Source organism: Bordetella flabilis (assembly GCF_001676725.1).
Classification (GTDB): domain Bacteria; phylum Pseudomonadota; class Gammaproteobacteria; order Burkholderiales; family Burkholderiaceae_B; genus Bordetella_C; species Bordetella_C flabilis.
This window is the reverse complement of the sequence record NZ_CP016172.1, coordinates 525,208-543,088: the sequence shown is the minus strand read 5'-3', so window position 1 is coordinate 543,088 and position 17,881 is coordinate 525,208. Positions and strand designations below refer to the sequence as shown.

The window sequence follows — 17,881 nt, the reverse complement described above, 5'->3', positions numbered from 1 at the left end:
ACCGCAATGCGTATCGTGACCCCCGTGGCGCTGCCCTGGCGCCCCGCGCTGATCGCCGCGGCCGTTTCGCTGGCTCTGGCCGGCTGCGCCTCGGTGACCCCCCAGCCTCTACAGACTTCGGAAGTCACGCAGCGGGTGCAGGCCGACCAGGTCACCCTGTATGCCGACCAGGAACCGATCAACGGCCCCATCACCTTCAATGACGCCCTGGCGCGCGCGCTGAAGTACAACCTGGACTACCGCCTGAAGCAGATGGAGTCCGCGCTGGCCTACGGCCTGCAGGACGTGTCGCGCTACGACATGCTGCCCAAGATGCTGGTATCCGCGGGCTACGTCTGGCGCAACAACGACTCCGGCGGCACCAGCGTCAGTATCGAAACAGGCGACGTCTCGCTGATACCGTCCTCGTCGGTGGAACGCAACCGCGCGCTGGCCAGCGCGACCTTCTCCTGGAACCTGCTCGATTTCGGCATGAGCTATTTCCGCGCGCGGCAGCAGGCCAACCAGTACCTGGTGGCCGAAGAGCGCCGTCGCCGCGTCATGCAGAGCCTGCTGTCCGACCTGCGCAACTCCTACTGGCGTGCGCTCGGCGCCCAACGCCTGTCCAGGCAGGCCGACGCCCTGATCGCCCGCGTGTACCAGGCCCTGGCCAAATCGCGCGAAGCCGAGGCCCAGGGGCTGCTGCCGCCCGTGCAGGCGCTGGCCTACCAGCGTGCGCTGCTGGATTCCCTGGCGCAACTGAACACGCGCCGCCAGGACCTGGAAGTCGCCAAGCGCGAACTTGCCGCCCTGATGACCATACCGCCGGGAACCCAGTTCACCCTGGCCGACGAAAAGGAACCGCAGCTGCCCGGCGTGCCGAACAACCTGCGCCAGCTCGAGGATATCGCGCTGGAAGCACGTCCCGAACTGCGCGAGGAAGACTACCGCAAGCGCATCTCCGCCGACGAGGCCCGCCGCCAGATCACCGCGCTGCTGCCCGGCATCAGCTTCGACGTGGGACCGCAGTACGACTCCAACAAGTACCTGTACAACAACAGCTGGATCGAAGGCGGCGTCCGGGTGTCGCTGGACCTGTTCCGCCTGGCCGCCATGCCGGCCGTGATGTCGGCCAACAAGGCGCAGGAGAACACCGACGACGCCCGCCGCCTGGCCCTCTCCATGGCCATCCTGACGCAGGTCCGCGTCGCGGTGGAACGCTACCGCATGTCCCTCGTGGACCTGGACCTGGCCAGCGAAGGCGCCCGTGTCGACTCGCGCATGGCCAAGTTCGCGCGTGCCTCGCTGACCTCGCGCACCGATTCCGAACTGGAAGCCATCCGGACCGAAACCCGCGCCCTGCTCGCCGAATTCCAGCGGTATTCGGCCTACGCGACGGCCCAGGCTGCCTTCGGCCGCATCTACAACTCGGTCGGACTGGACGTGCTGCCCGGCAATGTGGACAACGCCACCATTGCCGACCTCTCCAAGAAGCTGGAAAGCACGCTGCAGGACAGCGAGCGCAAGAACTTCCTCGAAGCCGGTGCGCTCGCGCCCGTCGCGACGCCGCTGCAAGTCCGTATCGACAATGTCGACGATGCGGCGACGGCCAGCGCGATGAAGCAGGCGGTCACGGAGGCGCTGGGCCGCAATGGCTTCACCGTCGTGGCCGATGCCGGCCAGGTCCGTCCGGCAACGCTGGTGATGCGCCTGAACGTCAGCGGCGCCCGCGATACGGTGCGGCCGGCCACATGGCAAATCCGCATACTGGCTCCGGACGGCCGGGCGCTGGCCCAGGACGACTACAGCAGCACGCTGGGCGCGACCCCGTCGCGGCAGTCGCTGGTGGCCTTCTCCGAAGCCGCCGCCGTGGCCGAGATAGGCAGCCTGCGCGCCTCGCTGACACAGGCGACAGACCGCGTGGCGCGGCAATGAAACGGTACGTCGTTCCCGCCGTACTGGCCAGCGTGGGCATCGCCTACGCCGCGATAAGCGCCATTGCCGCGCCGGCCGACGCGCGGGCCCCCGCGGCCATCGCGGCGGCATCGGCGCCCGGCGCCGCCGCGCAAGCCACCACCGCCCACGGCGGACCGACGCGCGCTGCCGCCGTCGCGGCCAATCCAGCGAGTGCAACGGATGCGGCGAATGCGAGTGCAACGGATGCCGCCTATGCGGCTCCCACGCCGGATGCCGCGGCCCTTCGCACGGCGCAGCTGGATCGCCCGCTGGCCTCGCCGGCTGACGCGTCGATCGCCGCGCCTGCGTCGCCAGGCGCCACGACGAACGCCGTGCGCGTGCTGGTGGCCCCGGCCCAGGAGGCCACGCTGTTCAGCCAGGGCATCGGCCGCATCCGCGATGTGGATGGTTCGCTGGGCTCGCGCTTCAAGGCGGGCACGACGCTGCTGAGCTTTGATTGCGACGAACAGGCGGCCCGCCTGAAAATGGCGCAGGCCGAACTCAGCGCCGCGCGTGAAACCCACAATGCCAAGCTGCGCCTGCAGGGCCTGCAGTCGGCCGGCGAACTCGAAGTCTCGCTGGCGGCCGCCGCCGCGCAGAAAGCCGAGGCCCAGGTCGCGCTGTACCGCGCGCAACAGGCCTATTGCGTCGTCAAGGCGCCGTTCGACGGCCGCGTGGTCAAGCTGCACGTCAAGGCCTACGAGGGCGTCAACCAGAACGCGCCCCTGCTGGACATCATCAGCGACGGCCCCTTGAAGCTGCGCCTGAACGCGCCATCGTCCTGGCTGCGCTGGTTGAAGGTCGGCACCCCTTTCCAGGTCCATATCGACGAAACGGACAAGACGTATACGGCCCGCGTTACCGCCTTGAACGCACGCGTCGACGCGGTCAGCCAATCCGTCGAACTGGAAGGCGTCATCGCCGACAACGCCCCGGACCTCCTGCCCGGAATGAGCGGCAGCGCCCGCTTCGCGCCCGGCCCGTAAACATTGCCGGGTGCCCCGGCACCCGGGCTTCCCCTATCCATGGATACACCCCTCAATCCCATCGCCGTGCTGCTTCATCTGGAGCAGCGCGCGCAGCGGATGCGCAGCCTGCCTGAACTGGGGTTTGTCATCGCGAACGAGACCTGGCAGCTGTTTCCCTATCGCCAGGCCGCCGTCTTCACCGCCGAGCACGGCGATCGCGCCCGCCTGACACAACTGTCCAACCTGGCGACGCTGAGCGAGGATTCGCCCTTCACCGTCTGGCTCAAGCGCCTCGGCGCGCATTGCTGGAAGGCCATGCGCGCCGAGGACGCCCAATCGGCGCCCTTGCGCAGGCTGCTACCGGACGCGCTCCCGCCGTCCCTGGCCGAGGAGTGGTCCGAATGGATGTCGCCCTACGTGTTCCTGCTTGCTCTGGTGGATCCTTCAGGGCAGCGGCGCGGCTTCCTGCTCATCAGCGCCGACGAGGACGCCAGCGAGCAGCAGCAGGCGCTGCTCGCCCGGCTGGGCGCCACCTACGCCTACTGCATCGGCGCGCTGGCGCGGCAGCGGCCGGCCCTGCTGGCCCGCGTGCGCGGCGCGCTGCGCAAGCCCTGGCGCAAGCTGGCGCTGCTGGCCGTCCTGGCGGCGGTGATGGCGATGCCCGTGCGCCTGAGCGTGCTGGCACCCGCCGAGATCGTGGCCCTGCATGCCACCGCGGTGTCCGCGCCGCTGGACGGCGTGGTGAAGTCCTTCCAGGTCGACCCCAACCAGTCCGTCAAGCGCGGCGAACTTCTGTTTACGCTGGACGATACGACGCTGCGCAATCGGCGCGACGTGGCGCAGCAAGCCCTGTCCGTGGCCCGGGCGGATGCGCTGCGCGCCACGCAGAAGGCTTTCGACAACGCGCAGAGCAAGGGCGAACTGGCCTCGTTAAACGGCCAGGTCCGCGAAAAGGAAGCGGAGCTGGCATGGCTGGATGAAATGCTGGGCCGCGTGCTGGTGCGTGCGCCGCGCGACGGCATCGTGGTGTTCGGCGATCCCAACGACTGGTTGGGCAAACCCGTGTCCACCGGCGAGCGCATCGCGCTGCTGGCCGACCAGGACGATGCCGGGGTGCTGGTGTGGCTGCCCGCCGCCGACGCGATCAACCTGGAGCCTGGCGCCGACATCCGTGTGTTCCTGCACGTGGCGCCGCTGTCGCCCCTGCATGGCGAGCTGACCGAGACCAGCTACCAGGCCACTGTGTCGCCGGACAATATCGCCGCGTATCGCATCAAGGGCCGCATCACCGCCGATGACGGCAAGGTGGCACGTATCGGCCTGAAGGGTACGGCCAAGATCTACGGCCATCGCGTCCCGCTGGTTTACTACGTGCTGCGGCGTCCGCTGGCCGCCCTGCGGGAATGGAGCGGGCTGTGAGCACGGCGCCGGCCATCGCGGCGCCGGCGCCGGCCGCCGGCCCGTCCTTGCCGGCCACGCTGCCTGCCCTGCGCGAGGACCTGCACCTGCTGCCGGCCGCCGCCAACCGGGATGGCTCGCCGGCCTGGATGATCCAGGACCCCATAGGCAACCGGTTTTTCCGCATCGGCTGGCTGGAGTTCGAGCTGCTGTCGCGCTGGCAACTGGGCACCCCGCAGGCCCTGCTCGCGGCCGTGCACGGCGAGACGCCCTTGTCGGCCAGCGAGGACGAACTGCTGCACCTGTTGGTCTTCCTGGCGCAACAGCAGTTGCTGCGCGCCAGCGATGCCGCCGGTTCGGACCGCCTGGCGGCGCTGCGCAAGGCGCGCGCCGCCACCGGCTGGAAATGGCTGCTGCACAACTATCTGTTCATCCGCATCCCTCTGTGGCGGCCGGGGCGCTTCCTGCGCGCCACCATGCCCTGGGTCGCGCCGCTGTTCTCGCGCACCTTCGTGGCGCTGGTCGGCCTGCTCACGTTGACGGGCGTGCTGCTGGCTTCCAGGCAATGGGACACTTTCCTGGCGACCTTCCAGGACAAGCTGTCGTTCGAGGGCCTGCTCGGGTATATGGTCGCCCTGGCGGTCACCAAAAGCCTGCACGAACTCGGCCACGCCTATACCGCCACGCGCTACGGCGTGCGCGTCGCCCATATGGGCTTCGCCTTGCTGGTCATGTGGCCAGTCCTTTACACGGACACCAGCGAATCCTGGAAGCTGGCGGACCGGCGCCAGCGCTTTCATATCGCCGGCGCCGGGATACTGGTCGAAACCATGATCGCCGGCCTGGCCACGCTGGCATGGAGCCTGACGGAAGACCCCACGGCCAAGAGCGCGTTCTATTTCCTGGCCACCACGAGCTGGTTCATATCGCTCACCTTGAATGCCAGCCCCTTCATGCGCTTCGACGGCTATTACCTGCTGTCGGACGCGCTCGACCTGCCCAATCTGCACGAGCGCGCCGGCGGGCTGGCGCGGGCGCAGTTGCGCCGCACGCTCCTGGGCTGGCGGGAACCGGATCCCGAGCATTTCGACCGTCCCCTGCGGGTGTTCCTGGTGACGTTTTCGTGGCTGACCTGGGCGTACCGCTTCGTGGTGTTCCTGGGCATCGCCACCGCGGTCTATCTCTTCTTCTTCAAACTGCTCGGCATCATCCTGTTCGCGGTCGAGATTCTCTGGTTCGTTGTCATGCCGATATACCGGGAGGTGGGCGTATGGGTGCGCCGGGGCGGCATACGGGCGGCGCGCATGATGACGTGGCTGCTCGCCTTGCTGGCCCTATGGGCCGTCTGCGTCCTGGTGGGCGGCGACAAGGTCCGCGCGCCGGCCTGGGCCCATAGCGCGACGCAGCACACGCTGTACAGCCCCATACCGGCCCGGATCGTCCAGGCGCCCGCCCAGGCCGGCCCCATACGCGGCGGCCAGGTCCTCTATGTGCTGGACGCGCCGGAGATCCGCAACAAGGCCGCCCGCGCCGATGTCGCCGTGCAGGCCTTGCAGGCCCAGCTTGCGGGGCTCCAGGGGGAGAAGGACGGCGAGGAAAAAAGGTCGGTCCTGCTGCGGCAACTCGCCCGGGAAATGACCGAGGCAGCGTCGCACCGCGCCGAGTTGCGGCGGCTGACCTTGCGCGCGCCCGCCGATGGCGTACTGGTCGACCTGGACAAGGAACTGCGTCCGGGCGTATGGGTGAATACCAAGCAGGCCCTGGGCGTGGCCGTGGATGGCGGCGCCTGGCTGGTCGACGCCTATATGCAGCAACAGGACCTGGGTATCGTCCAGGTCGGCGACCGCGCCCGGTTCTATCCGGCCCGCGATGCGTCGGCGCCGCTGGCGGGCCGCGTGGTGTCCGTCGACACCGCGCGCACCCTGTACCTGCCAAACCCCATGCTCGGGACCGAACACGGCGGCCAGATTCCCGCGCATACCGTGCGGCAGGGGCAGACCATGCCCCGCGATGTGTTGTATCGCGTGCAGATCGCCCTGGATGCGCCACCGCCCTGGCTGTCGACGCGTCCCGGCGAAGTGGTGATCGATGTCCAACACCGGCGCTGGCTGCCCCAATGGGTCAATGACCTCATCGTGGTGGTCATCCGCGAAGCCGGTTTCTGAACGAGCGCGGGGCGTGCCGGGCGCTGGCGTGATGCGCCAGGCCGGCCCGGCCTCCCGGCCGCCATGCCCGCCGGGAATGGGTGTTATGCCTGGCGCACGGCTACCCCGCCCGAAGGCGTTCCCCGAAGATGGCGCACAGGACGAACCAATGGTTCGCTTCAATCCTGGCCCCATATCCTATCGGAGAACGCTCATGTCGCTGCAGGACAAACTCGACGCCTTCAAGGCCGACTTCAAGGCGGGCAAGGCGCCGTACAACGCGCCCCCCGAAATCCATCCCATCATGGAACGCGCCACGGCCGAGCTGATCGCCGGCGGCCAGGCCGCGCGCGCCGTCAAGGCCGGCGATCGCGCGCCGCAATTCACGCTGCACGACCAGGATGGCAACGAAGTCTCGTCGTCGGACCTGCTGGCGCGCGGCCCGCTGGTGGTCACGTTCTACCGGGGCGTATGGTGCCCATACTGCAACATCGAACTGCAGGCGCTGAACGAAGCCTTGCCGCAGATCCAGGCCTACGGCGGCAACGTCGTCGCGATCTCGCCGCAGACGCCGGTCAACAGCCGCAAATCGGTACGCACCAATCAATTGGGTTTCCCGGTGCTCAGCGATGTCGAGGGCGGGACCGGCGCGGCCTTCGGCCTGCGCTTCAAGCTGCCCGACTACCTGGTCGATCTGTACAAACAGCTGAAGAACGACCTGCCGGCGTTCAACAACGATCCGAGCTGGACACTGCCGATGCCGGCGCGCTACGTCATCGGCAGGGATGGCATCGTGCTGTATTCGGAAATCAATCCCGACTACACGCAGCGCCCCGACCCCGCGGAAATGTTCTCCGTGCTGGAAAAGGCGGCGCAGCGCGGCTGAACCGCGAGCGCCACGATATCAAGGCCCGGCGTTCGCCAGCACTTCCTCGACGAAGGCGACGAAGGCGCGGGCCTTGGATGTCGCCAGCCTGCCGGAAGGGAAGACCGCCCATAGATCGATGGGCGGCAGCTTCCAGTCCGTGAGCACGGTCCGCACCTTCCCGTCCGCCAGTTCAGGCGAAAACATCCATTCGGATGCCACCGCCAGTCCCATGTCGCTCAGCACCGCCGCGCGCATGCCTTCGGCGGCGCTGACCCGCACGCGGCCGGCGACCACCACCGCGACCTCGCTGCCATTCTGGCTGAACGACCACGACTCGCCGCCGCCGCGCTGCGAATAGACGATGGCCTGGTGGCGGCTGAGGTCCGCCGGCGTCTGGGGAATACCTGCCTGTTCGAAATAGCGCGGCGTACCGATCACCCGACGCGGGCTTTGCCCGATGCGGCGTGCCGTCATGGCCGAATCGTCCAGCAGCCCCATGCGCAGGGCCACGTCGATGCCCTCCTCCAGCAGATCGATGTTGCGGTCGTCCAGCGCAATGTCGATGTCCAATTGCGGATGCTGGTCCAGGAAGGGCTTGAGCGCGGGCAGGATATGCAGCCGCGCGAAGGTCACGGCCGCCGTCACGCGCAGCTTGCCGGAAAGGCCCGCCGATGCCGACCGCGCCGCCAGTTCGGCTTCGTCGGCTTCCTCGATCGCGCGCCTGGCATGTTCGTAGAACCGTTGGCCGGCATCGGTGGTCGTCAGGCCGCGCGTCGAGCGCAGCAACAGCCTCACGCCAAGGTTCTGCTCCATCTGCGCAATGGATTTCGACACGGCGGGCTGGCCCAGGCCCAGGCGCCGGGCAGCAGCCGAGAACGAGCCGGCCTCGACCACGCTGACAAACGTTTCCATCGCCGCCATGCGGTCCATGCGTGGTTTCCCCTTGTTGGTTAGCCAGGCATCACGCCTGGGCAGCGCGTAGTTTAGTCAGAACCTGGGGGCAGCCCGCCACGCCAACCCGTCGCGAGGGGCGATGGACACGCAGGGTTGACCGGAGGCATCGGCATGTCAGGGGCTTGTCAGCACGTGTCGGGTAGCGTGCCTACGCCGCGCGCGGCGTGAACCGCACGACGGCGCCGGCACGGCACCGTGCCGCCCACAATAGATGGAAAGGAGACAACATGAACCGCATCGCAGCATGGTTGTTGGGCGCCCTGTGCGTCACGACCATGGCCACCTCGCCGGCGACGGCGCAAGAAAACGCGGCGCAACGCCCCAAGCCGCTGACGATACAGGAGCAAGGCAGCTTTTTCGTGGGCGGGCGGGACATACATTCCGACAGCCTGTCCACGGCGCCGGGGCGGGGCGCGAACGGCACCATCACCGTGGACCAGATGTATGTCAGCTACCAATTGCCGCTGCACGCGAGGCGCTATCCCATCACGCTCATCCACGGCTGCTGCCTGACCGGCAAGACGTGGGAAACCACGCCCGATGGCCGCATGGGCTGGCAGGAATATTTCGTCCGCAAGGGCTACGGCACCTACGTGATCGACCAGGTGTCGCGCGGACGGTCGGCCAGCGACCCGTCGGCGATCAACAGCGTGAAGATGGGCAAGGCATCTGCCGACACCCTGCCCGCCATCTTCGCCGCCGGGCATGAAGAAGCCTGGGCAATCTTCCGCTTCGGGCCGGAGTATCCCAAGGCCTATCCCGGCATGCAGTTCCCGCTGCAAGCGCAGGCCGAACTATGGAAACAGCTCGTACCGGATTGGTTCGCGGCGCTGCCCAGCCCGAATCCGACTGTGCCCAACCTGTCCGCGCTGGCGCGCAAGCTGCACGGCACCATACTCATGAGCCACTCGCAAGGCGGCGTCTACCCTTTCCAGACGGCGGCGCTCAGCACGGAGGGAATCGCCGGCATCGTCGCCATCGAACCCACCGTCTGCCCCAGCGCCACCGACGACATGCAGCCCTACACCCGAATGCCCATCCTCGTGCTGTACGGAGACAACGTAGACAAGTCGCCGCGCTGGGCGCCCCGACTGGAAAAGTGCCGCGCCTTCATCGGCGCGGTTGCCAAGGCCGGAGGCAAGGCGCAACTGGTGCTGCTGCCGGACGCGGGCTTCCACGGCAATACCCACATGCTGATGCAGGACAGGAACAGCATCCAGGTGGCCGACTGGGTGCTGGGCTGGATCAGCCGGAACATCGAGCACCGGTCCTGAGTGCAAAGCGGAAGCACCCAAGAGGGTGCTTCCGCTAACCCCTGGTGCACGAATGCGCGATGGCGGCGGCGTCGGGCGCGACTGATGTCCCCGATCAGGGTGTGGTCGCGGATGCCGGCCGTGCGCGCCACACGCTCGCCAGCCAGGGCTGCTGTTCGCGCGGCAGACCCGTTGGGCGGTAATAGTGCATGATCTCGTCGAAACCTGCGGCTTGCACATGGCGGCGCCATGTATCCATATCGTGATACGCGCCGTAGCGGCCCCGGTTCCAGCCTTCCTCGTTATTGCCACGCGGGTTGGAGCTGAAGAAAACGCCGCCGTCCTTGAGCGCCGCACGCAACTGGCGCAGCACGCGCGGCAGTTCCGGCGACGGCACATGGAACAGCGATGCATTGGCGTAAATGCCGTCGAAATAGGCGTCCGGCAGGTCCAGCGCCAGGAAATCCTGCATCCACACCTCGCAGCCGGAGGCCTCGCGCGCCATCTCTGCGAAGCGGCTCGCGCCCTCCAGGCCGATGGCCCGATGGCCACGCGCGGTGAAGGCACGCAGGTCACGCCCCGGGCCGCAGCCCAGGTCCAGGATGACGAACGGCGGCGCGCCGTGGATATTGTCCAGGAGCGCGGCGATGTTCTGGCTGACGTCGTGGTCCTGCGTACCGGCGCGGAAAGCTTCGGCGCCGTCTTCGTAGTAGCGCAGCGTTTGCTGGGAGATGCGACGCAGTTCTTCGGGGTCCGTCATGGCCGGCCTCACGGTGCAGGAAAATCAAGGCCATTTTGGCATGACGGCGTTCACGCGACCGGCGGATTCCGCAGCAGGCCGAATACCGTGACGAAATGGCACGCCGACCCGCCGATGACGAACAGATGCCAGATGCCATGCGCGTGCCGCCACCGCCGGTCGTTCATGTAAAACAGGGTCCCCACCGTGTAAAGCAGGGCTCCCGCCACCAGCCACCCCAGGCAATGGGCCGACATGGCGCCCGCCGCCGGCGCCGCGAAGATGACCCCCAGCCATCCCATGATCAGGTAGAGCGGCAGCGAGGGCGCCGCACCGGGCGCGGCCCGCAGCTCCCGTGCAATACCGACGCCCGCGAGCAGCCAGATCACCGCGCCCATGGCGGCGCCCCAGCCGGGCCGTATCGGTCCCAGGGCCAGAGGCGTATAAGTGCCGGCAATCAGCAGGTAAATAGCGCAATGGTCCGTCTTGGCCCACAGCGCCTTGAGCGGGCCGCGTGTGCAGTGATAAAGGGCGGACGAAGCGTATACCGCGATCATCGACACCGCGAAGACCGCGCATCCGATGACCTGCCGGACTTCCACATTCATCGCGGCGGCTTGATGGATCAACGCCGCGGACGCCGCGATAGCCAGCGCCAGCCCCGCAAGATGCGTCATGCCATTGAAACGTTCGCCTTCGTACATGTCGTTCCGGCCCAGGCTCGTATTGCAAGCATCCCATGATGCGCAAGCCATATGACACTGGATGGTCAAGGCATCCCGGCGATCGGTACAGGGCTAGCGCTGCGCCACAAGCCCGTTCTGGTAGACGAGCAGATGAACGTACGCAGCGGACAACAGCGGGCAGGGAATCCCCGCCGCTTCGGCATGCCGGACCAGATCGCCAATAATGTTCTCGACTTCCACCGCCCTGCCCCGCTGGAGGTCGCGGAACATCGACGACGCCAGGGGCGACCCCTTGGCGGTGAGCTGGGCCCGCGCGGCGGTGAGGAAGTCGGCCGAAGGCGGCACGCCCACGGCGTTGACGATCGCCACGACCTCGTCCACGAGGTTCGATGCGAAGGTCGCGCCTCCGGGGCATGCCTCCACCTGTCCTACCGTCCCGCGCATCAGGCAGGTAATCGCGCCGGCGGAGGCCAGCAGCACCCATTTTTCCCACATCTCGCGGTGAATGACCGGCGAGCGCCTGGCGCCAATGGCGACGCCGCTGAAAAAGCCGTCCAGCTCGCGCATGCGCGCCGTATCGCCGCCATCGAGTTCGCCATAGGCAAGGTCCTGCATGGGCGTCAGTTGCACGATGCTGCCGTCGTCCTCCAGCACTGTCGCAACCTTCAGCGCACACCCCACCACATTGGCGCGGGAGAACCGCCGCGCGATCGTGCCCATGTGATCCATGCCGTTCAGCACCGGCAATATCATGGTCTCCGGCCCCACCGCGGGCGCGATATCGTTCAGGGCCGCTTCAAGCTGAAACCCTTTCACCGTCAGCAGGATCGCCTCGTACGGGGCATCGATACCGTCCGCCGTGACGACCTTGGGATGCACGGTCGCATCGCCATGCGGACTGACCAGATGCAGTCCGGTCTCGCGCAGGTGCGCCGCGCGCGAGGGCCGCACCAGAAACGTGACATCACGGCCCGCCTGGGCGAGCCGCCCGCCGAAATAGCCGCCGGTGGATCCGGCCCCGACCACGAGTAATCGCATCGCATGCTCCTTACACCTGCCCGGCAGGCTTACACGGTTGAAGACTTCCAAAGCGGTCCGCGGTTGCGGCGGGCGCTCGCATTTTTACGGTATTGCCGCTGGCGCCGCGCGGCCGCACCATTTGTACGCGGCTGGTTTGCACGGGGCAATCCGGCAAGCGACAGACAGCAAACTGGAGGCAACATAATGGTCGACACGCTCACGGACTTCTCCCATATCAGACCTGGCGACACCGAGTTTCGTTCCGGCGGACTCAGGGATTTTTTCGCCTATCGCGACCTCGGCATCGCCAAGGCCACCAAGGGCGCCGTCATCGCGCAGTTGGTGCGCGCCCAGAACGCACCGGAAGACGGGACCGGCTGGCACGTCCATGAAGCCCAGTTCCATATCGTCTATATGCTGAAGGGCTGGGCACGCTTCATGTACGAGGACAAGGAAACCCTGGTCAGCGCCGGCGACTGTGTGCACCAGAACCCCGGTATCCGGCACTACCTGTTCGACTACTCGCCGGACATGGAATATCTGGAAGTCGTAGGCCCGGCGGACTTCGGCAGCATTGGCGTCGACGGCCCGCAGGGCGTACGGGTGCCCGCGCCCCAGCCATGGAGCGCCGCGGACATTGCGGCCTAGGCTGCCTGCTCCACGTACAGCGCCTGTCCCACCGTCACGACATCGGCAAGGACCTCCCGGAGGTCCTTTGCCCGGCGCTTTCCGAATTGCCGTTCGAACCGGTCGTGGATGCTCTCCCATAGGGGCATGGCCGTCTGCAAGACGCGCCGCCCCTTGGGGCTCAGGTCGATCAGGCGTTCACGGCGGTCCTCGCCGACCCGTATCTGTACCAGCTCGTCGCGTTCCAGCGGACGCAGGTTGCGCCCCAACGTCGTTCGATCCATGGCGAGCTTTTCCGCCAGTTCATTGACGCGTGTTTCGCCGATCGCGGCGAGACGCGCAAGAATGGTGAACTGCGTCACCCGGATGCCGGACGGGCGCAGCACCTCGTCATAGACAGACGTCAGGGTACGGGCAGCACTGCGCAGGGACGTGCAATTGCAATGAAGTTGTTCCACGGTCGTATCGATCCAGGGTGTTGGCCTCTCCGCCATTATAGGAGCATATACGCGGACGTGAAGCGTCCCTCAACCCAGCAGCCACCATAGGGCCAGCGCGGTCAGTACGGCCGCCAATGCCGTCCACACCCGCGCCGCGTAGTAAGGCGTGGCGTCGGCGTGATCCAGCAGCCACATCCCTTCGGGGCAGCCCACCGCGATGTTTCGATCCGGTCGGTTCGGTTGCATGCCTGTCTCCGTGATTCCCTAGCTGCCTGCGCAGCGCATTCACTGCGGTTCGAGCTTGATGCTCCGCGCGACGCTGGCGTATTTCTCGGCTTCCGCGCGGTAAAGGGCCGCCGCTTGCGAGGCGGTAAGCGGTGTCACGGGCAATGCACCGGACTCCCGGATGAAAGCCTGGAACTCCGGCTCCTGGACCAGGCGCTCCATGGTCTGGCTCAATGACGCCACCACGCTTTCGGGCATGGATGCGGGCACGAACAAGCCCGCCCACGCGCTGTAGACGAAGTTGCGCAGGGTCTTGCCCTCGTTCAGCGTGGGCACCTGCGGCAAGTGGGGATTCCTTTGGGTATTCGCGATCCCGACGACGCGGATCTTGCCGGCCGCCACCAGGGACAGCACATTCGCCGCCAGCGGCACGAAAGCCATGTCGATCTGCCTGCTCAGCAGGGCCGCGACGACCGGGGCCGCGCCTTTGTAGGGCACATCCAGTATCCGCGCGCCCGTGGACGCGATGAAGTCCACGCCGACCAGGTGCGGAGCGGACCCATGCCCCCATGTGCCGTAGGTCATCTCCCTTGCTCCGCCTGCCTGCGAAGCCTGCACCAGCGCGTCCACGTCCTTGAAGTCGTGATCCGCGCTGGTGACCAGCGCGAAATCAGTAGGAAAAATGACGGAGATCAGGCGCAGGTCGGTCGCGGCATAGCGCGCCGCCTTGACCGTGAGCGGGGCGAGGATGGCATCGTTGCCGGTCGTCACGAGCAGGGTGTAGCCGTCCGGCGCAGCGCCAAGCACCGCGCGCGCCGCAATGGAACCTCCCGCACCCGGGACATTCTCCATTACGAAGGGCTGCTTCAGGGCGCCCTGCAATCCCGGCTGCAGTTTGCGCGCCGCGACGTCGGCCGGACCGCCCGGCGGATATGCCACCTTGACCGTCACGGGGCGGTTCGGGTAGGTTTGCGCTGCCACGAGCGCGGCTTGGCACATCAAGGCGCACGCCAGGACGAGGCGCCGGATGGTCGAGGTCTTTGCTTTCATGCTGTCTCCTTGCTCCCTTACGGAGCCGCCGCCGGGCTGGCGATCTGTTGTAAGCGCATATGCACGCATTTTGCAGTTAAACCGTGATTCGAACATCAGGGGTAAACCATGACGAAGCATCCCTTACGCCAATGGCGCGAGTCCGGTGCGAATGATCTGGCCGCGTTGCGCGACCTTCTGGCGCCAGACATCGTTTTCCACAGTCCCATTCTGGCCAGGCCGCTACAGGGACTCGACCTGGTCATGCAGGTCATGACCGTATCGGTGCAGGTGCGGGACGGCGCCTATACGAATGAATTCCGCCAGGGGACTCATACGGTACTGGTATGGACCGGGACGATAGGCAGACAGAAACTCCAAAGCTTCGAGGCGTTGGAGGACGATGCCCAGGGCCGCGTGCTTGTCCGCACCGTCGCCATGCGGCCCTACCCTGCCCTCGTGCTGTTTCGCGCGGCGATGTACGAACGCCTGGCGACGGTGCTGCCGGCCGAGTGCTGGGGCGAGGCCGGTCCGACCTAGATCTTCACCAGGTCCCGGCCTTTCAGCGCCAGCATCCGCCTGGCTTCCTCCGGCGTTGCGATTTCCAGGGACAGTTCGGCCAGAATGCCGCGGATCTTGAGGACCTGCTCCGCGTTGCTCTGCGCCAGCTGCCCGCGGCCGATGTACAGGCTGTCCTCCAGGCCGACGCGCACATTACCACCCATCAAGGCCGCCTGGGTCGTCACGGGCATCTGATGCCGGCCGGCTGCCAGCACGGACCATACATAATCGTCGCCGAACAGCCGGTCCGCCGTACGCCGCATGAACACCACGTTGTCGGATTCCGGGCCTATGCCGCCCAGGATCCCGAATACGCTCTGGATGAACAACGGCGGCTTGACCAGCCCGCGATCCAGGAAGTACGCCAGGTTGTACAGGTGGCCGATGTCATAGCACTCATGCTCATACCGCGTCCCGAAGTCTGACATCAGCTGATAGACCCGCGCGATGTCGGCGAAGGTATTGCGGAATATGAACCGCTCGCTGTCCAGCAGGTATTGGCGCTCCCAGGGGAATTTCCAGTTCTCCACCTTGGCCGCCAGTGGATGCATGGAGAAATTCATCGATCCCATATTCAGGGAGCACATTTCCGGCTGGAACCGCAGCGCGGCGGCCAGGCGCGCCTCTACCGTCATGTCGGGGCTGCCGCCGGTGGTCAGATTCAGGACGGCGTCGGTCTGGTCCCGTATGACCGGCAGGAACTGCGCGAAGATGTCCGGGTCGCCGGTGGGCGCGCCGGTATCCGGGTCGCGCGCGTGCAGGTGCAGTATCGCCGCGCCCGCTTCGGCCGCCTCCACGGCCTGCGCCGCGATGTCGCGCGGGCGATACGGAAGCGCCGGGGACAACGTGGGCGTATGGATGGCGCCCGTCACGGCGCACGTAATGATGACCTTTTTCTTGAGCGGCTTCATGGCTGGTCCTGTTTGGATTCAAAGGCTCTGTGGCGACGGGTCGGACGTCAGCGCCCCGATTTCCGTCAAGTGGCGGATCTGCGCCGGCGCGATGCCGAGCTCGGCCAGAATCTCCGCGTTGTGCTCGCCCCGGTACGCGGGCGCGCCGGGATGGCTGAGGCGGTCGTGCGAAAAGCGCCAGGGCTTGCCCGGGATGCGCAGTGTGCCGCCCGTGCGGTCGTCGACCTCTTCGATCGCGCCCCACCACTGGCTCCACTCGGATGCCGCGAACTCATTGATGTCGCGCACCACCCCGAAAGCCAGCTTGGCTTCGTCCAGTTGGGCGTCCAGCGCCTCCAGGCTTTCGAACGTCAGGATCCACTCCTGGACGATGTCGTACAGCGCATCGACGTTCCGGGCCCGGGCCTGCGGCGTAACAAAGCGGGGATCCAGCGCCAGGTCGCCACGCCGCATGGCAGCCGTGTAAAGGGGGAAGCTGAGTGAACTGACCACGCTGGTCGCGATAGTGATGCGCTCGCCCGTGGCGACCGTGAAGAATGGCGACCATGCCGGCCCCAGCGCAATCGGCTCATCGCCCATATCGATGCCCGAAAGATCGGCGTGTACGCGCTCGTTCACGGCCAGGATGGTCGCGGCCATCGCGACGTCGACGTGCTGTCCTTCCCCGGTTTCCCGCTTGCGGTGCAGCGCGGCCAGGATGCCGATCACCGCCTCCAGCCCCGTATACAGGTCGGCATGCGAGAACGCATCATGCCTGTTCTGCCGCAGGTCATCGCCCAGGTGGTTCAGGAAGGTCGAAGTGAAACCGCATTCGGCATGTATGGTCGGCGCATACGCGGCGCGGTGGGACAAGGGCCCATTCTGTCCATAGCCGCTGATCGATGCGTAGACGACGCCGGGATTCACCTGGCGCACCGACTCATAATCAAGCCCAAAAAAAGCGAGCGTTCCGGCGCGGAAATTCTCCACGATCACGTCGGCGTCCCGGCATAGCCGCATCGCGATCTCACGCGCCTCCGGAAAGTTCAAGTCCAGGCTGAGATTGCGCTTGCCGCTGTTCTGCTGGATGTAGTAATGGGACATCCCTTCCGTGCGCGGATAGGCGCCGCGCGATATATCCGGGCGTGGAGGCTCGATCTTGATGACTTCCGCCCCCAGGTCGTGCAGGGTCTTGGAACAATGGGGCCCCGCGAGCACCCGGGAAAAATCGACGACGCGTATACCCTGAAGCGGTCCGCTAGACATGGCGATTCTCCTTCAGTTGCCCTGGAAGACGGCATTGCCCGGACCGGCAGCCTTGAAGCTATCGAGCCCGCGCTGGAGGTCGCCACTGGCGAAGATCGGCTGCTGCACCTCCGCCATCATGGCGTCGCAGGCCCGCATTCCCTGGTCCAGGTAAATGGTGGACAGCCGCTTGGTCGCGGCATGCGCCACGGTCGGGCCCTGTGCGAGTTCCCGCGCCAGGGACAGTGTCACCTCCTCCAACCGGGCGTCCGCGACCACCCGGTTGACGATGCCCCATTTTTCCAGGGTGGCTGCATCGTGCCGGCGTCCCAGCATGACGACTTCCTTCGCGCGTGCGGCGCCGGCACGCTGTATCACGCGTTGTATTCCACCCATCAGGGGATGCAGGCCCAGCGTGGCCTCCACCAGTCCGAACTTGGATGAAGCGGCGGCAACAATGAGATCGCAGGCGAGCGCGAGTTCGAAGCCACCTCCCAATGCGACGCCATGCACGCTCCCCACAATGGGTATGGGAAGTTCGTCGAAGGCGCGCAGCACGCCGATGGCGTCCAGTTCATGCATGCGTTCGCCGCCGTTGGCGAACAAATCCATGTCGGCGCCCGCCGAAAAATGGCGCAGTCCGCTCCTCAGGACCAGGGCCCGGCACCCGTCGCCGTGCGCCGCATGCAACGCCGCAATGAGCGCGTCGCACAAAGCCTTGCCCACCAGGTTGTGCGGCGCATGCCGCATGGTCAGGATGCCGACGTTGTCGGCCTTCCGGTAATCGATGATGCCCGCGTCTGACGACATAGTGCTCCTCCGCTCTCGGTTGCGAAATGTGCGTGTTTACCCGCATTGGCTTGGGAAACCCATAATTAAGAGTATATACTCCTTTCGAT

General features: G+C 66.5%; 18 protein-coding genes. 8 read left to right on the top strand and 10 right to left on the bottom strand.

Translation table 11 applies throughout. The features are described 5' to 3' along the window. The first annotated feature begins 6 nt into the window (after window positions 1–6). The 5 genes from BAU07_RS02445 to BAU07_RS02425 all read left to right on the top strand — a co-directional run bounded on the left by BAU07_RS02445 (window position 7) and on the right by BAU07_RS02425 (window position 7,331). Window positions 7–1,914 carry a TolC family protein gene (locus tag BAU07_RS02445; protein WP_084025158.1) on the top strand — a complete coding sequence of 636 codons (1,908 nt, stop codon included), beginning with the start codon at window positions 7–9 and terminating at the stop codon, window positions 1,912–1,914. Then, window positions 1,911–2,921 carry an efflux RND transporter periplasmic adaptor subunit gene (locus tag BAU07_RS02440; RefSeq protein WP_084025155.1) on the top strand — a complete coding sequence of 337 codons (1,011 nt, stop codon included), beginning with the start codon at window positions 1,911–1,913 and terminating at the stop codon, window positions 2,919–2,921. Before BAU07_RS02445 ends, BAU07_RS02440 begins: the two co-directional genes overlap by 4 nt. Window positions 2,922–2,960: 39 nt before the next feature. After that, window positions 2,961–4,322 carry an efflux RND transporter periplasmic adaptor subunit gene (locus BAU07_RS02435; protein ID WP_066653622.1) on the top strand — a complete coding sequence of 454 codons (1,362 nt, stop codon included), beginning with the start codon at window positions 2,961–2,963 and terminating at the stop codon, window positions 4,320–4,322. Then, a complete protein-coding gene (locus tag BAU07_RS02430; RefSeq protein ID WP_084025152.1) occupies window positions 4,319–6,466 on the top strand; it encodes a site-2 protease family protein in 2,148 nt (715 codons plus the stop codon). The genes BAU07_RS02435 and BAU07_RS02430 overlap by 4 nt, the downstream gene beginning before the upstream one ends. 193 nt (window positions 6,467–6,659) lie before the next feature. Then, on the top strand, window positions 6,660–7,331 hold the full coding sequence (locus BAU07_RS02425) for a peroxiredoxin-like family protein (RefSeq protein WP_066653619.1): 672 nt from the start codon (window positions 6,660–6,662) through the stop codon (window positions 7,329–7,331). Window positions 7,332–7,349: 18 nt separating this feature from the next. Here the strand turns inward: BAU07_RS02425 and BAU07_RS02420 are convergent, their stop codons facing one another. Then, window positions 7,350–8,243: a LysR family transcriptional regulator gene (locus tag BAU07_RS02420; protein ID WP_066653616.1), complete on the bottom strand. Its 894-nt coding sequence runs from the start codon at window positions 8,241–8,243 to the stop codon at window positions 7,350–7,352. Window positions 8,244–8,494: 251 nt separating this feature from the next. Between BAU07_RS02420 and BAU07_RS02415 the strand changes: the two genes are divergently transcribed. Beyond that, window positions 8,495–9,541 (top strand): alpha/beta hydrolase family protein, encoded by a 1,047-nt coding sequence (locus tag BAU07_RS02415; protein ID WP_066653614.1) that lies wholly within the window; start codon window positions 8,495–8,497, stop codon window positions 9,539–9,541. A 94-nt stretch (window positions 9,542–9,635) separates the two neighbouring features. On the opposite strand, the gene BAU07_RS02410 is transcribed toward BAU07_RS02415, so the two are convergent. From BAU07_RS02410 to BAU07_RS02400, 3 genes are all read right to left on the bottom strand, one after another. Next, window positions 9,636–10,280 (bottom strand): class I SAM-dependent methyltransferase, encoded by a 645-nt coding sequence (locus BAU07_RS02410; protein ID WP_066653612.1) that lies wholly within the window; start codon window positions 10,278–10,280, stop codon window positions 9,636–9,638. A gap of 50 nt (window positions 10,281–10,330) precedes the next feature. Then, the gene (trhA, locus tag BAU07_RS02405; protein ID WP_066653605.1) at window positions 10,331–10,963 is read right to left on the bottom strand and encodes a PAQR family membrane homeostasis protein TrhA; all 633 of its coding nucleotides are present in this window, start codon (window positions 10,961–10,963) and stop codon (window positions 10,331–10,333) included. Window positions 10,964–11,056: 93 nt separating this feature from the next. Beyond that, window positions 11,057–11,983, bottom strand: coding sequence for a ketopantoate reductase family protein (locus BAU07_RS02400; protein WP_066653603.1), 927 nt, complete (start codon window positions 11,981–11,983; stop codon window positions 11,057–11,059). 186 nt (window positions 11,984–12,169) lie between these two features. On the opposite strand from BAU07_RS02400, the gene BAU07_RS02395 reads away from it, so the two are divergent. Beyond that, window positions 12,170–12,613 carry a cupin domain-containing protein gene (locus BAU07_RS02395; protein WP_066653601.1) on the top strand — a complete coding sequence of 148 codons (444 nt, stop codon included), beginning with the start codon at window positions 12,170–12,172 and terminating at the stop codon, window positions 12,611–12,613. On the opposite strand, the gene BAU07_RS02390 is transcribed toward BAU07_RS02395, so the two are convergent. From BAU07_RS02390 to BAU07_RS02385, 3 genes are all read right to left on the bottom strand, one after another. Next, window positions 12,610–13,050 carry a MarR family winged helix-turn-helix transcriptional regulator gene (locus tag BAU07_RS02390; RefSeq protein ID WP_084025150.1) on the bottom strand — a complete coding sequence of 147 codons (441 nt, stop codon included), beginning with the start codon at window positions 13,048–13,050 and terminating at the stop codon, window positions 12,610–12,612. The two genes, BAU07_RS02395 and BAU07_RS02390, sit on opposite strands and share 4 nt — an antisense overlap. A 69-nt stretch (window positions 13,051–13,119) precedes the next feature. After that, window positions 13,120–13,278, bottom strand: coding sequence for a hypothetical protein (locus BAU07_RS27045; RefSeq protein ID WP_157121936.1), 159 nt, complete (start codon window positions 13,276–13,278; stop codon window positions 13,120–13,122). 39 nt (window positions 13,279–13,317) lie between these two features. Continuing rightward, on the bottom strand, window positions 13,318–14,307 hold the full coding sequence (locus tag BAU07_RS02385; protein ID WP_066653596.1) for a tripartite tricarboxylate transporter substrate binding protein: 990 nt from the start codon (window positions 14,305–14,307) through the stop codon (window positions 13,318–13,320). 108 nt (window positions 14,308–14,415) lie between these two features. Between BAU07_RS02385 and BAU07_RS02380 the strand changes: the two genes are divergently transcribed. Next, complete coding sequence (locus tag BAU07_RS02380) at window positions 14,416–14,826, top strand: nuclear transport factor 2-like protein (protein WP_066653593.1); 411 nt, start codon at window positions 14,416–14,418, stop codon at window positions 14,824–14,826. Here BAU07_RS02380 and kce read toward each other — a convergent pair. The 3 genes from kce to BAU07_RS02365 are packed head-to-tail and all read right to left on the bottom strand — an operon-like array spanning window position 14,823 to window position 17,792. Further along, entirely contained in the window at window positions 14,823–15,758 is a 936-nt protein-coding gene (gene kce / locus BAU07_RS02375; protein WP_066653585.1) for a 3,5-dioxohexanoate:acetyl-CoA acetone transferase, read from the bottom strand. The two genes, BAU07_RS02380 and kce, sit on opposite strands and share 4 nt — an antisense overlap. 18 nt (window positions 15,759–15,776) lie before the next feature. Next, on the bottom strand, window positions 15,777–17,003 hold the full coding sequence (locus tag BAU07_RS02370; protein WP_066653573.1) for a CaiB/BaiF CoA transferase family protein: 1,227 nt from the start codon (window positions 17,001–17,003) through the stop codon (window positions 15,777–15,779). A 12-nt stretch (window positions 17,004–17,015) separates the two neighbouring features. After that, window positions 17,016–17,792 (bottom strand): enoyl-CoA hydratase/isomerase family protein, encoded by a 777-nt coding sequence (locus tag BAU07_RS02365; RefSeq protein WP_066653570.1) that lies wholly within the window; start codon window positions 17,790–17,792, stop codon window positions 17,016–17,018. Window positions 17,793–17,881: the final 89 nt, after the last annotated feature.